Here is a 13,648-nt window from a genome sequence, read left to right as displayed (position 1 = left end):
CTATAAAACAAAAAACCACCGGCTTTAATAGCCAGTGGTTTTTTAAAATTAACGCTTAAGCAACCGCGTGTTCTAAAATTTCACGGCTTTCTTTTAGCGTAATCGCTTGGTTTTCACCAAGGGCAACCATGCCATGTGCTTCTAGTTTGCCAATAATATTATCAATGGCAGCCGCTTTATCATCACCATGTTCAGTTAGCTGTGTTGCAACCTCAAGGCTGTGGTAAAACGCTTCAATCGCTTGAATTGTTTGCTCCGCTAAATCGTCTGTTTGCTCAAGGCCAAATACGTTTTTACCCATTTGCTCTAGTTTCGCTTTTTTAACTGCAAATTGATTGCGCAATAAAGAAGGCTGAACAATAGCAAGCGAACGCGCATGGTCAACACCATAGGCAGCAGTAAGCTCATGACCAATCATGTGGGTTGCCCAATCTTGCGATACGCCAGAACCAATTAAGCCATTAAGTGCTTGGTTAGCTGCCCACATAAGGTTTGCACGCCATGCATCGTCTTGGTTTTCAAAGTTATCGCCCAGTGTTTTGAGCGTTTTTAACAGTGCCTCTGCGTATCCTTCTTGTACCAATGCGCCTTCAGGGAACGTAAGGTATTGCTCACAAGTATGCACCCACGCATCAACTAAGCCATTTACAAGCTGGCGCTGTGGTAATGTTTTCATTACATCAGGATCCATAATCGCAAATTTAGGCAGTACTTCTGGTGAAGCAAACGGCAATTTTTGCTTAGTCGCTTCTTTGCTTACCACTGAGTTTTGGTTAGATTCAGAACCTGTAGCTGGTAGCGTTAATACGGCACCAATTGGTAATGCGCTAGTAATTGTATGCTTACCAGTAGGAATGTCCCAACCTTCGCCGTCGTATACTGCAGAAGCCGCAATGTATTTAACGCCGTCTATTACAGAGCCGCCGCCGACACCTAATACAAAGTCGATATCTTGTTCTTTACAAATTTTAACCGCTTGGTCAAGTACTTCAATTGTTGGGTTAGCACCCACGCCCGAGAATTCTACCCAATCAAAACCTTCAAGTGCAGTAGCAACTTGGTCATACACGCCGTTCTTTTTAATTGAGCCGCCGCCATAAACAACTAATACTTTTTGATCTTTTGCGATCAAGTCGCTAAGTGCGGCAATTTGCTGTTGGCCAAATTGGATGAGAGTGGGATTTACGTAGCTAAATTTCATTATTTTGCTCCTAGGTGACGGTTAATTTCATAATGCTTTACTTAGTCACATATCAAGTAAAGCTTTGATGGATGCATATTAGTAGCAAAGTTAATATATAAAAAGCCCAATAACTACCTAAAGCTTGCCTAAAACTACCAGCGCTGTTATTTTACGCAAAATATTTTAATTACAGATACTTTTATGCCCATCATAGCCAAAATGTTGCAACAATACGCCGAGCACAATAATTTACTAAGCTTTGAGGGCACCATGGAAACAATTATTCCTGGAGTGTATTTTCATCGCGCTACCAAAAGTTCACCGCGCCAGCCGCTTATTTATAATTCAGGCATAATCGTGGTTGGTCAAGGCCATAAAATAATTCATTTCCCAGAACATCAAATAAAATACGGCGAAGGTGATTACTTGGTACTAGGTGTACCGGTCCCATTAGAGTGTGAAGCGTTTACCGATAATGACTTACCGGTTATGGGCATAGCTATAGATATAAACCCTGTCATGTTGCACAAACTGGTTAATCAGATGATGCAGCACCAGCCTTTATCTGTCTCCAGCGCGCACATTGGCGCAGTACAATCAGCAAAGCTAGATTGCGCAATGGAGCAGGTGACATGTAGGTTACTAACGGTTTTAAATAATCCACTTGAGGCTGAGGTATTCGGCGAAGATATAGTAAAAGAGCTAGTGTATCGTGTCCTTTGCGGCCCCCAAGGGAATACTTTAATAGGCCTAGCTATGCATGATGGCCATTATGCGCGTATAGCTCGCACACTAGCAACGATGCATCAGGACTATGCAAACCCTATTACTGTTGAAGGTTTAGCAGAAGAGGTAAATATGAGCGTATCCTCTTTTCATCGTGCATTTAGACAGGTAACGTTTGAATCTCCCTTACAATACTTAAAAAAAGTACGTTTAGCTAAAGCAAAAGAGTTAATTACCACAGCGGGAAGCAAAGCAAATGAAGCTGCTTTTAAGGTAGGTTACACCAGTGCATCACAGTTTAGCCGTGAGTTTAAACGCCACTTTAATAAAACTCCGAGTGAAATACAGTTATAAAAATAAGATTTACCCATTCATGCGCTATATCAAACTTTATTATTAACTTTTACTAGCAAAGATAACACGCTTTGTTAATATAGGGTAACTGCCATTTTTATAACCCTACTATGCTCAATAACACCGTAACAATAAGGAAGCACTTACATACAACCACCTCCTTATGTGTTAAATTTTGCGGTGCTTTATTTTTTATTTTTCTTATCTGCAATACAGCTATTGCAAAAGATAGCTGCAATTTAAAATCTATCACAAACAGTGTATCCATTCCCTTATCGCAAGGTATTGCTGCAGACATAAAACTAGAAAAAGGCATTAACCAATTTGAGTTGGTATGTACGCTAAACCAAAGCGGTGTTTTTACGTTTACTCGCCCTGCACTTGAAAGTTTTTCGTGGCAACAAAATAACCAATTAAAAGCCCCTTTAAAAACAAATCAAATGGCTATTTTAATGGAACAAGGCAGCTTTAATGCAAAGCTAACTTTAACCACTACTGCCAGCTATAACCCCCGGTTTACTTGGCTAGACTCACAGCAATTTATTGAAAAGGTGCAATTGTACAATTTAATATTTGGGGTGTTTTATGGATTATGCGCAACGCTTATTTTTTATGCTTTAATAATAGGTTATGGCATTAAAGACGCTATTTTTAAACTGTATGGCATCTATCTTTTTTGTATCGCTAGCTTTATTTTTTTACAAGAAGGCCAGCCCTATTTATTTACCAATGGCTACTTTTCTGCATATATCAGCCACCTTTATACATTAAGCATTGGTTTAACTATAGTCAGTGCTACTTGGTTTATGAGCGCACTATTAGAGCTACCTGAGTATTGGCGCAAATTAAGTTATGCATTAAAAATTACCGCGTTATGTGTACTGACTTTGTGCTTACAAAAAATAGCTTTAGATTTACCCGCTATTACTAATATCACCACAATCGTTACTGGCTATTTGTCACTACTGATTGTGATGACCATTTTTATACTCTCAGCTGTGCAAGCTAAACAAGGCGTTAACGAAGCCAGCTTGGTATTTATTGCCTTAAGCTGTGTATTTATCAGCATGATATTTAGAGTGTTACTAACCGAATACAGTCCTTTTATACAGCGTTATGGGTTTGTGATTGCTTTTACAATTGAATCTCTGCTTCTTGCTATTGCAGTTGGTAGGCGAATTCAACGACTCAGTTATGCTAAAAAACAGGCTGAACAGCACGCTAATTACGATCATCTTTGTCATATTTATAACCGCCGAGGCTGGAGTTTAAAAGCCAATGAGTTATTAAAAAAACACGCTCAACGTGGTGGCGTGTTGTGTTTTTTATATATCGATTTAGACCGATTTAAAGCAATAAATGATACCTACGGCCATGATGTTGGCGATAAAGTACTTTGCACGGTGGCAGAGTCAATTAGTCAGCATATGCGCAGTGAAGACGCAGTTGGCCGCTTAGGCGGAGATGAGTTTGTGGCTATCGCATTATTTACCAGCAAAGATAAAATTAACCAGCGAGTTGCGACCCTTGAACAAAAATTAAATGCGCTTAGCTTAGAACACCAAGGCAACACCATCGCTATTTACGCAAGCGTAGGGCAAATAAACTATAGCGAAGCGCCTAAAAATTTAGATGAGGTTTTAAAAGCCGGTGATGAAGCAATGTATCAAAAAAAGTCATTACGAAAAGCGCAGGCTAAGCAAACCTACACAAGAGAAAACGCCTAAAGTAATCGTTTAGGCGCATAATCATTACTCGCCTTTTTTGAATAATACTTCTGGGTTTACCATAGTTTTCATTTCTAAAACGTTACCATTTGGATCTTCAATAAAAAACGTTTCTTGCTCAAATTCATCACCTACAAAACGGCGGTAAGGCTTATCTAAATATTCGAGACCAGCAGCCGCAATCCGAGTTTTTAACGCCTGAAATTCATCTTCAGATAAGTGAATACCAAAATGCGGTACAGCTACTGCGCCCATATCAACATCATGACGCACTGTTGGTAAGCGCTCTGTGCTTTGATGAAGCGTTAACTCGTTACCCCAAAAATCAATGTCTACCCATCGCCCAGCTTCACTATTACCCGTTTTACAACCAAGCACGTCACAATAAAACGCTTTCGCTTTTTCAAGATCACCAGCTGGAATAGCCAAATGCAAACAGTTAGACATAAATTACCTTAGGTTATAACTTTTAATATATGAAATATGCTGCATTATACATAATTTGTAATTTATAGAACATTAACGGCATTATTTTTAGTCATTCATTGCGTACATTTAATTTTAAGCCACGGTTATTTGCTCTTTTGGGAGCCATATATCGCTTTTAGTCTTAAATCGTCGATTTTAACTATTAAAGCTAAAACTGAACCTTTATGATGTGCGCCTTATGACTAAATTCATACTTTTAAAATTCATCACCTTTTTTATCGGCTGCTTGTCGTGCTTTATAATGCATACCACATTGGCATTACCTATTGTTTTGTCTGCTGCTTTAATAGGCCTTATCGGCTCATTTATTCCGTTTCCTGCACGTTATCAAAACCACCCTTATGCCTCCATTTATGCAGGTAGTTTTGCCGGTATGTGTTCCACCAGCTTAATTAGCAACTATTGGGAAATCGCTATTATTTCTGCCATTGGCGCTGTTTTATATACACTGACACTTAATGTATTTGCAGGATTTGGCGGACGATTAGGCAGTATTGCATTTGCCAGTGTAGCCCTGTTTGTTTTAGCTAAAGGATTGCTGATATGACTATTACATACCCAGTATTAGCCTTGGCTGGTGCTTTTTTTACCTTTTATTTAGCAAAGCATAACCGCTTTGATGCTATAAGAGCCTCCGCTGCACTCTCAATTATTGCCTATCTGATTTTTGCACAGCTGAGCCTCAACGCAGAACTCTATAGTATCGTTTTTTTTGGCGGCACCTTTATTGGCATGAGCGCCCCTCACCGCTTTGGTGTTTATACGCTTGCCAGTTCAGCAATTATATTTTCATTGTTTTTTGCCTATTTGGTTCCCATTCTTGATGGCTTTGGTGGCGCTTTGGGAATTAGTGCATTTTTATCAGTGTGTATTTGCCACCTTTTTATTTTACTGGGTGCACCGCGCAGTAAAAAAACTAAAATTTAAGACTTACTTGAATAAAAGTTCAATTAAATCTTACACCTATTAAATCGTACAAAAATAACGCTCCTTTTTTTGATCAATACAGAGTTTGGCTACGTACAGTTCACAAAGCTGTAACACTGTAACATTCAATTAAAGGAAAAATTATGAATAAAGTATTTAAGCTCGGTGCTATCATACTTCCCTTGTTACTCATTCAAGGTTGTAGTAGCGACGACGATAACAACGCCCCTGTCACTGTAGATCCACAACCAGCCGTTTCTGTTTTTGATGCCGCACAGGACTCTGGAGAATTCACTACCCTTGTTGCAGCTTTAGAAGCAACAGGTCTAGATGAAACACTAGACGACTTAACTAACAGCTATACAGTTTTTGCTCCTACTGATGATGCATTTGCGTTATTAGGTGAAGAAACTATCAATAATTTATTAGCTGATCCTGATACTTTAAGCTCAATTTTAACTTACCATGTGATCTCTGGCAGAGTAGATGCGCAAGCAGCAATTGGTTTAGCTGGGTCAACCGTTGAAACGGTAAACGGACAAAGTATTGCACTGTCTTTAAATGGTGAAAGCTTATTAGTTAATACCAGCACGGTAACAATGACCGACATTAAAACCGACAACGGTATTATTCATGTTATTGACGCAGTACTTACACCAAAAACGGTTTCAGAAACACCGCCAACCAACAATATTGTTGAAACAGCTCAACAAGCAGGCGACTTTAGTACTTTGCTTGCCGCACTTGACGCTGCAGGCTTAACATCGGCACTGGCGGATACGTCGAAAGAGTTCACCGTTTTCGCTCCAACCGACGCTGCATTTGAAGCAATTGGTAGTGGTTTTTTAAATACACTGCTGGCAAACCAAACCGTTTTAGCGGATGTTTTAAAGCAGCATGTACTTGTTGGGTCAGTTGATTCAGTCACTGCAATGTCTTTAAACGGCCAATCAGCTGAAACGCTATTAGGCAATACACTTCCAATCGCGATAAACGCAGATACAAATATGTTGTCGTTTGGCGGTGCAAACATCATTGTTAAAGATATTATGACTTCTAACGGTGTTATCCATGTAATCGATTCGGTTATTATTTCTGATGTAACCTTACCGCAAAGCGCAGGAACAATTGCTGATATAGCCAGTGCAAATGGTAACTTTACTACACTTCTTGCTGCGCTAACGGCAACAGGCTTAGATACGTTAGTTGCTGATCCAGATAACACTTTTAGTGTATTTGCTCCTACGGATGATGCATTTGCAGCGCTCGGTCAGGATACAATTAATGCGCTGTTAGCTGATACAGATACACTTCGTGATATCTTGCTTTACCATGTATTCCCTGACGCCACTGTTTTATCTGATGACGCTGTAGCCATTGCTAATAGCAATAGTAACAAAGTAGAAATGGCCAATGGCGACATGGCTGCTATTTCTTATGTAAATAGCTCGCTATTTATCAATGATTCGACAATCACAGAGGCAAATGTAACCGCTAGCAACGGCGTTATTCATGTATTAAATAAAGTGATTATGCCACCGGCTGAAGTCGGCACACCAACTAAAACTATTGCAACAGTTGCCACAGAAACGCCTGCATTATCTACATTAGTAACTGCACTGCAAGCAGCAGGGTTAGTTGATACGTTTAACGATACCACTCAATCATTTACTGTATTTGCACCAACAAATGCGGCATTTAGTAAAATCCCTTCCGCTGATTTAGATGCCTTATTGGCTGACACCGCTGCACTAACAGGTGTTTTGACTCAACATGTATTAGGCGCTCAAGTTGGAAGTACCGATGCATTTGCAGCCAATGGTAAAATGGTCACTACACTTGCTGATAATATGCTAAGCGTAAACGTGGTAGATTTTACCAGTACCGAAAATACAGCAACAGACAGCGTAGCTTATGATGCAACAAATAATCGTTTAGTAACGGGTATGGCCGATGCAATGCCTGGTAAAACAGTGTATGTATTTGATAACGACTTAGGTGAGGCAATGAGCGTATGTGAAGCAGCTTGTGCAACAACGTGGCCACCCGTGTTAGGCACTGCGGCGTCTATCGAAAATATTCCGGGTTTATCATTGATTGCTCGCTCAGATGACAGCATGCAAGTCGCTTACCTTGGCCGCCCTTTATATACATTCTCAGGTGATACGGCAGTTGGTCAGAATAATGGTCAAGCTGTGAACGATATTTGGTGGCAAGTAAGCTTACCGGCTACATCACTACAAGTAGCTGGCAGCAATGTAACAACCACTGATATTTACACTAGTAATGGCGTTGTACACTTAATTGATACAGTGATCACAACGGCCAAATAACTAAATTTTACTGTGAGATAAGCCAGGAGTGATGCTATTTGCTCCTGGCTTTTTTTATATAAAAATAGGCTTACTTATTACTACTTTGAGAGCTTGTTGGGTAGCCAAACAACACGTTTAACTTGGCTTTTAACCCTTTAGCTTGGTAAGTACTTTTAAATAAATACTGCCACTGATGAAAGGTGATTTTGATTGGGTTATTACTGTTTAATTGACCAATAATGCCGTATTTACAGGGCTTGTTTTCATCCTCTTCTACATAAGTGCCAAATAATTTATCCCAAATAATTAAAACGCCAGCGAAGTTTTTATCTAAGTAGCCATTATTTATAGCGTGGTGCACCCGATGATGCGATGGGGTATTAAATAATGCTTCAAACCAACCGAGCTTTTTTACCACTTGCGTGTGTACAAAAAATTGATAAGCCAAATTAAGTGCCACCACCGCAAAAACAATCACAGGCTCAAAGCCTATTAATATCATCGGCAACCAAAATAGCCACATTCCCGCCAGCGGATACATTAAACTTTGCCTAAATGCCGTGGTAAAGTTCATTTTAGTAGAACTATGATGCACTACATGAGCGGCCCATAACCAATGAATATGATGTGATGCACGATGAAACCAATAGTATAAAAAGTCTTGCAGTAAAAAAGCGCCTAATACAGTAAATAGCGTCAATTCAATATCAAATAGCCGAAACTGATACAACCAATAAAAAAACGGCATTAATAATAATAACGCAATGGCATCAGCGCCTTGATGTAATAAAGCAAGTAACGCGTTGGCTAAGCTGTCTTTTATATCGTAGTAACGTCTAAATTTTATAAACTCAACCCCTACAAACAGCAAAAAAATAGGGCTCAGTGCCAATAAAATAATTTCAATGCTCATGACGTTTCTCCTGAAAATAGCTGGCTATTTTTTTAAGTGCTTGGCTAACATCTTTTTTTATAAAAAAAGCCAGTATAAAGTCGGGTAACCACAAAGGCGCAATACAACGAATATGGTAGCTGATCTCGGTGAGTGATGGCTGAGTATTATTGGCTTTTAAGTAAATATCACCACGGTGCTGTGCAACGGGTTTATCCCCTAAAATGCGGTAACAAATGTGGCTATTATCGGCCGTTATTATTTGCTCCTTAAATGTTGTACCTTGCATTTTTATTTGTCTAATGGTGCCTTTTCCACCACTTATTTCACCCGAGTCTTGCGGTGTTAACACTTCAAACTGCGCATTAAAAAAGCGCCCCAAATCAGCATGCGCTAATAATAAGGTGCGTAATTGTTCAGGCGTTGCTGCCACACTATGTTTAACGTTTATCTCAATCATTGTGTGCCCATATTATTTTTATAGATCTCTAGCATATAAAAATATTGCATGGCAAACTTGCGATTAGATGACTATTTTTTAGCTTTAGGCGACAAATGAAAACCTTAGCCGATCATTACTTTTCTAGCTGTTTGGATTATCTTCAAAGCACAGGATTAGATAGCCAAGAGATACTAACTGCCATTGAATTTGATGAATATACAAATAAGCAAACACAACAATTAGCGCCTCGTATTAGCTTAAAAAGCTATAATGCGCTGCTTAGTTATGCACAGCAAACGCTAAATGACTCCTTATTCGGGTTTGAATTAGGAAAACAAATACGTACCGCTGATTTTGGTGTACTTGGGTATTTAATTGAATCGAGTACTAATCTAGCCAGTGCCATTACTGCATTACTGAGCTACGACAGTTTAGTGGCTAACATAGGGCGTGCTGAGTTTGAACAGCAACAAACACTTTGCAAGGTAACCTGGTTAGCAGACCCACAGTGCAGTCCACAAGCCGTATTACGAAATATGACCGCGTGGGTAAGTGTTATACGCCAACTGCTTAATCCTCAGCTTTCGCCTAGTTGCGTTTATTTTACAGCACATTTTTCAGACAGTGAGTTACAACAATTAGCGCAATGGTTTAATTGCCCAGTAAAAGCTGGCGCTAACTTTAATCAAGTAGAGTTTCCAAGTAGTTACTTAACCCTTCCTTTTAAAACCGATAACTCCCAGATTAACGCTGTGCTAAAGCAAATGTCAGAGCAACAGCTATCCCAGTTTAAAAGTCAGCAATTATTAACAGAAAAAATTAATCATATTTTAATGGCTAAATATGATTTGCAGGACTGTTCACTGATCAGAACGGCTAGTGCTTTAAATATGACCCCGCGCACAGTGCAACGTCATCTAAAGCAAGAAAACACCAATTTTGCCGCTCTCCTTGAGCAAGAGCAAAAACGCCGTTTGTTAACATATATTCCTCATTATTCGCTAAGCAGTATTGCAACTATGTTGGGGTTTAATGATCAAAGCTCTTTTAATCGCGCCTTTAAGCGCTGGTATCAATGCTCACCTCGTCAATTTATAAAAAACAATAATTAAACAATAATTAAACAATTTGATTACCTAAAACACACATTTAACGTGTACCTTTTTATTGATTTTATTTACACTAGCCTCATGTATTGCTTTAAAGACAATTATTTATGCGTTTGCGTATGATGTTAACTGTTTTTGTATTGGTTTTTTATAGTGCGGTCTGTCACGCAAACCCGGTTACCTTCATCGCTGAAGATTTGCCCCCTTATCATTTTAAAAACCCTCAAGGTGAAGCGCAGGGTGCCTTAGTAGATATCGCTAAAGCAGTATTAAAAGGCACGGCTTTAACAGCAACGTTTGAAATAATGCCGATGGCGCGTATGTTTCAACAACAACAAGCCAATCCTAATGCCATCATGCTGTCACTGTTAAAAACGCCAAACAGAAACAGCCAGTTTAAGTGGCTGGGAAAAGTGTATTTTGCAGATGCATACCTAGTAAGTTTACGCAGTCATAACGATGAAGTGATTCACTTAAACTTTGCCAAAGAATACAAAGTAGCCACTATTCGCGGTTATTCTGCACAAGCTTATTTAGAAGCTCAAGGCTTTACTGAAAGTGAGAATTTAGTCTTAGTCAGTTACTACCAGCAGCTATGGAGAATGCTGTATAAAAATCGTATCGATTTTGTGGTGACTAACACCCTCACCCTTGAAAACGAGTTAAAGCGAGCAGGGCTCGACCCAAACTTAATTACTAAGCGTATACATTTAGATGAGCTACCTTCTTCTCTTCACTTTGCAGCAAGTAAGCAGCTTAACCCGCAAACAGCGAAAATTATTACTGATAGATTAAACGCGATAAAAGAAAGCGGTGAATACCAACAAATTTTAAATAAATGGCAGCTCCCTATTCCAACGCGCCTTTAGTCTTGAGTAGGTAAAACGCCTTGCGTTAAGTAATTTTTCAATGAAGTAAATAAAGGTGAAGGTAAGTTATTAATATCGCACCAACGCCACTGTAAACATTTGTTAGGCTCTTTATTCACAGGCTCGCCACCTTCATACTTTGCCTGTACATATAAAGTAATATAGTGCTTGTTCTCGGCGCTAAAAATATCGTTGGTAAAATCGAGTTTACGAATATTAGTAACATTAAGCCCTGTCTCTTCTGCGACTTCGCGTACTGCACATTGCTCAACCGTTTCACCAAATTCTAAATGCCCCCCAGGGGTTGCCCACGTATTTGCACCATGCGCACCTAACCGTTCACCGAGTAAAATTTTATTATCATGCATTACTATCACTGCAACGCCTACTCTGACAACTTGACTCATTATTACCACATTAAATAGTTCATCATTTTTATATGTTACCTCATTTAAATCATCAAACTAGTCGTTAGTTCTTTATAAACCATAGCGTTAGCTAAAAACCAAACAACTCGTTCATTATTTAACCGACCATAGTCGAATATCACTCCTGATAAAAAGCGCTTAGTTTTAAATAAAGTTATATTAAATTTTGCTCAGGAGCCTTTATGTCAGGTGAATACAAACAACATTACAACGAGTTTAAACAAAACCCGGCAGCGTTTTGGTTATCGCAAAGTAAACGCCTCCCTTGGTACCAGGCTCCCGAAACAGCTTACACACAAGATGAAAACGGTTTATATCACTGGTTTGCCGACGGCCAACTTAATAGCTGCTTTTTAGCGGTAGATCAGCATGTTATTGCCGGCCATGGTGATGAAACAGCGTTAATTTATGACTCACCCGTAACCAATACCGCGCGCAGCTACAGCTACTTTGAACTACAACAAGAGGTCGCTAAATTCGCAGGAGTAATGCAGTCTTTAGGCGTAACAAAAGGCGACCGCGTGGTTATTTATATGCCCATGATCCCCGAGGCCGTAATTGGTATGTTAGCCTGCGCCCGCATCGGCGCTATTCATTCGGTCGTATTTGGCGGGTTTGCAGCGCATGAGCTTGCCGTAAGAATTGATGACGCCAAGCCTAAGTTAGTACTCAGTGCTTCTTGCGGTGTGGAAGTGAATACCGTAATTGAATACAAAGAGTTACTTGATAACGCGCTCGAATCAGCCTCGTATAAAGTAGAAAATTGTATAATTTATCAGCGTGAGCAAGTAACTGCACCACTTATGCCTGAGCGTGATATTGACTGGGCTGTTGCAATGCAAACAGCTACTGGCGTTGATCCCGTTCCGGTAAGTGGCGATCACCCGCTTTATATTTTATACACGTCAGGCACAACGGGTACTCCCAAGGGGGTTGTTCGTGAAAATGGCGGCCATGCCGTGGCCATGCATTACAGTATGGAAACCGTATACGGAATGAAACCCGGTGACGTGTTTTGGGCCGCTTCGGATATTGGTTGGGTTGTAGGCCATTCGTACATAGTGTATGCACCGCTTATGTACCGCTGCGCCACTATTTTATTTGAAGGTAAACCAGTTAGAACCCCAGATGCCAGTGCATTTTGGCGAGTGGTTGAACAGTATAAAGTAACGGCTTTATTTAGCGCACCAACGGCCTTTAGAGCGATAAAAAAAGAAGATCCCAATGCCGATGGGTTTAAACAATACGATACTTCAAGTCTGAAACGCTTGTTTTTAGCAGGCGAGCGCTTAGATCCCCCCACCTACGATTGGCTCAAAGAAAAAACAGGCCTACCTGTGCTTGATCATTGGTGGCAAACCGAAACTGGTTGGGCGATAGCCTGTAATCCTGTCGGCATTGAGCACCTACCTACAAAAGCAGGCAGTTCAACGGTTGCGACTCCTGGGTTTGACGTACGTATTTTAGATATGAATGGTGACGAATGCGCCCCCAATGAACAAGGTGCAGTCGTTATTAAACTGCCTTTACCGCCAGGATGTTTACCCACTATTTGGCAAAATACCGAACGCTTTAAAGCCGGTTATTTAAGTGAATATGAAGGCTATTATCTCTCTGGCGACGGCGGTTATATTGATGATGATGGCTACCTATTTATTATGGGCCGCACCGATGATGTGATTAATGTCGCGGGGCATCGTTTATCAACCGGTGAAATGGAAGAAATTGTAGCCGCTCATCCCGCGGTTGCTGAATGTGCCGTATTTGGTGTTAATGATGCGCTCAAGGGTCAAAACCCCATGGCCATGGTGGTATTAAAAAATGATTTTCATGGATCGCATAAAGAAGTAGAGCAGCAATTGGTGCAAACCGTGCGTAATCAAATCGGCGCTATTGCGTGTCTTAAAAATATTATGTGTGTAGAGCGCTTACCAAAAACACGCTCAGGTAAAATTTTACGCAAAAACTTACGTCAACTTATTGATGGTGAAGAACTACAAATTCCATCAACCATTGACGATCCGAGTATTTTTGAGGAGTTAACTCTGCAACTTGCTGAAAATAAAATATAAATATTATTTTTAAAACGTCTATTTAAGCGCGGCTTAAATAGACTTTTCTCGCCCCATCTGCTTAACTAGATTTCATTAAATAGATGAAACTCACGCAAATAAATCTCTTGGGAAT

At 40.0% G+C, this 13,648-nt stretch carries 13 protein-coding genes; 8 read left to right on the top strand and 5 right to left on the bottom strand.

Annotated features, from left to right (window positions below; all coding sequences use genetic code 11):
• Nucleotides 1-55: 55 nt before the first annotated feature.
• Nucleotides 56-1,201 (bottom strand): iron-containing alcohol dehydrogenase, encoded by a 1,146-nt coding sequence (locus BM380_RS07775; RefSeq protein WP_090493851.1) that lies wholly within the window; start codon nt 1,199-1,201, stop codon nt 56-58.
• A 183-nt stretch (nt 1,202-1,384) separates the two neighbouring features.
• Between BM380_RS07775 and BM380_RS07770 the strand changes: the two genes are divergently transcribed.
• A complete protein-coding gene (locus BM380_RS07770) occupies nt 1,385-2,263 on the top strand; it encodes an AraC family transcriptional regulator (RefSeq protein ID WP_058155197.1) in 879 nt (292 codons plus the stop codon).
• Between the two features lie 110 nt (nt 2,264-2,373).
• Nucleotides 2,374-3,990, top strand: coding sequence for a sensor domain-containing diguanylate cyclase (locus BM380_RS07765; protein ID WP_090493848.1), 1,617 nt, complete (start codon nt 2,374-2,376; stop codon nt 3,988-3,990).
• Nucleotides 3,991-4,014: 24 nt separating this feature from the next.
• On the opposite strand, the gene BM380_RS07760 is transcribed toward BM380_RS07765, so the two are convergent.
• Nucleotides 4,015-4,437, bottom strand: a complete 423-nt coding sequence (locus BM380_RS07760) for a VOC family protein (protein ID WP_024601311.1) — start codon at nt 4,435-4,437, stop codon at nt 4,015-4,017.
• A 283-nt stretch (nt 4,438-4,720) separates the two neighbouring features.
• Here BM380_RS07760 and BM380_RS07755 point away from each other — a divergent pair, with 283 nt between their 5' ends.
• The 3 genes from BM380_RS07755 (at nt 4,721) to BM380_RS07745 (ending at nt 7,739) form a co-directional block, all read left to right on the top strand.
• Complete coding sequence (locus BM380_RS07755) at nt 4,721-5,026, top strand: hypothetical protein (RefSeq protein ID WP_090493845.1); 306 nt, start codon at nt 4,721-4,723, stop codon at nt 5,024-5,026.
• Entirely contained in the window at nt 5,023-5,406 is a 384-nt protein-coding gene (locus BM380_RS07750; protein WP_008111424.1) for a hypothetical protein, read from the top strand. Before BM380_RS07755 ends, BM380_RS07750 begins: the two co-directional genes overlap by 4 nt.
• Before the next feature lie 143 nt (nt 5,407-5,549).
• Nucleotides 5,550-7,739, top strand: a complete 2,190-nt coding sequence (locus BM380_RS07745; RefSeq protein ID WP_090493843.1) for a fasciclin domain-containing protein — start codon at nt 5,550-5,552, stop codon at nt 7,737-7,739.
• A 70-nt stretch (nt 7,740-7,809) separates the two neighbouring features.
• Here the strand turns inward: BM380_RS07745 and BM380_RS07740 are convergent, their stop codons facing one another.
• Nucleotides 7,810-8,634: a sterol desaturase family protein gene (locus tag BM380_RS07740; protein ID WP_008111422.1), complete on the bottom strand. Its 825-nt coding sequence runs from the start codon at nt 8,632-8,634 to the stop codon at nt 7,810-7,812.
• Entirely contained in the window at nt 8,624-9,073 is a 450-nt protein-coding gene (locus BM380_RS07735; RefSeq protein WP_090493841.1) for an SRPBCC family protein, read from the bottom strand. The genes BM380_RS07740 and BM380_RS07735 overlap by 11 nt, the downstream gene beginning before the upstream one ends.
• Nucleotides 9,074-9,168: 95 nt before the next feature.
• Here BM380_RS07735 and BM380_RS07730 point away from each other — a divergent pair, with 95 nt between their 5' ends.
• Nucleotides 9,169-10,167 carry an AraC family transcriptional regulator gene (locus BM380_RS07730; RefSeq protein WP_013465771.1) on the top strand — a complete coding sequence of 333 codons (999 nt, stop codon included), beginning with the start codon at nt 9,169-9,171 and terminating at the stop codon, nt 10,165-10,167.
• A 104-nt stretch (nt 10,168-10,271) separates the two neighbouring features.
• Nucleotides 10,272-11,033 carry a substrate-binding periplasmic protein gene (locus tag BM380_RS07725; protein WP_024601316.1) on the top strand — a complete coding sequence of 254 codons (762 nt, stop codon included), beginning with the start codon at nt 10,272-10,274 and terminating at the stop codon, nt 11,031-11,033.
• Here BM380_RS07725 and BM380_RS07720 read toward each other — a convergent pair.
• Nucleotides 11,030-11,440, bottom strand: coding sequence for a nucleotide triphosphate diphosphatase NUDT15 (locus BM380_RS07720; RefSeq protein WP_090493839.1), 411 nt, complete (start codon nt 11,438-11,440; stop codon nt 11,030-11,032). The genes BM380_RS07725 and BM380_RS07720 overlap by 4 nt on opposite strands.
• A gap of 203 nt (nt 11,441-11,643) precedes the next feature.
• Here BM380_RS07720 and BM380_RS07715 point away from each other — a divergent pair, with 203 nt between their 5' ends.
• On the top strand, nt 11,644-13,533 hold the full coding sequence (locus BM380_RS07715; protein ID WP_090493837.1) for a propionyl-CoA synthetase: 1,890 nt from the start codon (nt 11,644-11,646) through the stop codon (nt 13,531-13,533).
• Nucleotides 13,534-13,648 lie beyond the last annotated feature (115 nt).

Source organism: Pseudoalteromonas sp. DSM 26666, assembly GCF_900116475.1.
In the GTDB taxonomy this organism is placed as follows: Bacteria; Pseudomonadota; Gammaproteobacteria; order Enterobacterales; family Alteromonadaceae; genus Pseudoalteromonas; species Pseudoalteromonas tetraodonis.
Note: the sequence above shows the minus strand (reverse complement) of the source record. Positions and strands in the feature narration are given on the sequence as shown.

Coding starts and splice junctions, on each gene's coding strand:
- BM380_RS07760 (WP_024601311.1), bottom strand. CDS start 4,437: ATGTCTAACTGTTTGCATTTGGCTATTCCAGCTGGTGATCTTGAAAAA.
- BM380_RS07725 (WP_024601316.1), top strand. CDS start 10,272: ATGCGTTTGCGTATGATGTTAACTGTTTTTGTATTGGTTTTTTATAGT.
- BM380_RS07765 (WP_090493848.1), top strand. CDS start 2,374: ATGCTCAATAACACCGTAACAATAAGGAAGCACTTACATACAACCACC.
- BM380_RS07745 (WP_090493843.1), top strand. CDS start 5,550: ATGAATAAAGTATTTAAGCTCGGTGCTATCATACTTCCCTTGTTACTC.
- BM380_RS07775 (WP_090493851.1), bottom strand. CDS start 1,201: ATGAAATTTAGCTACGTAAATCCCACTCTCATCCAATTTGGCCAACAG.
- BM380_RS07730 (WP_013465771.1), top strand. CDS start 9,169: ATGAAAACCTTAGCCGATCATTACTTTTCTAGCTGTTTGGATTATCTT.
- BM380_RS07735 (WP_090493841.1), bottom strand. CDS start 9,073: ATGATTGAGATAAACGTTAAACATAGTGTGGCAGCAACGCCTGAACAA.
- BM380_RS07755 (WP_090493845.1), top strand. CDS start 4,721: ATGCATACCACATTGGCATTACCTATTGTTTTGTCTGCTGCTTTAATA.
- BM380_RS07720 (WP_090493839.1), bottom strand. CDS start 11,440: ATGAGTCAAGTTGTCAGAGTAGGCGTTGCAGTGATAGTAATGCATGAT.
- BM380_RS07750 (WP_008111424.1), top strand. CDS start 5,023: ATGACTATTACATACCCAGTATTAGCCTTGGCTGGTGCTTTTTTTACC.
- BM380_RS07715 (WP_090493837.1), top strand. CDS start 11,644: ATGTCAGGTGAATACAAACAACATTACAACGAGTTTAAACAAAACCCG.
- BM380_RS07770 (WP_058155197.1), top strand. CDS start 1,385: ATGCCCATCATAGCCAAAATGTTGCAACAATACGCCGAGCACAATAAT.
- BM380_RS07740 (WP_008111422.1), bottom strand. CDS start 8,634: ATGAGCATTGAAATTATTTTATTGGCACTGAGCCCTATTTTTTTGCTG.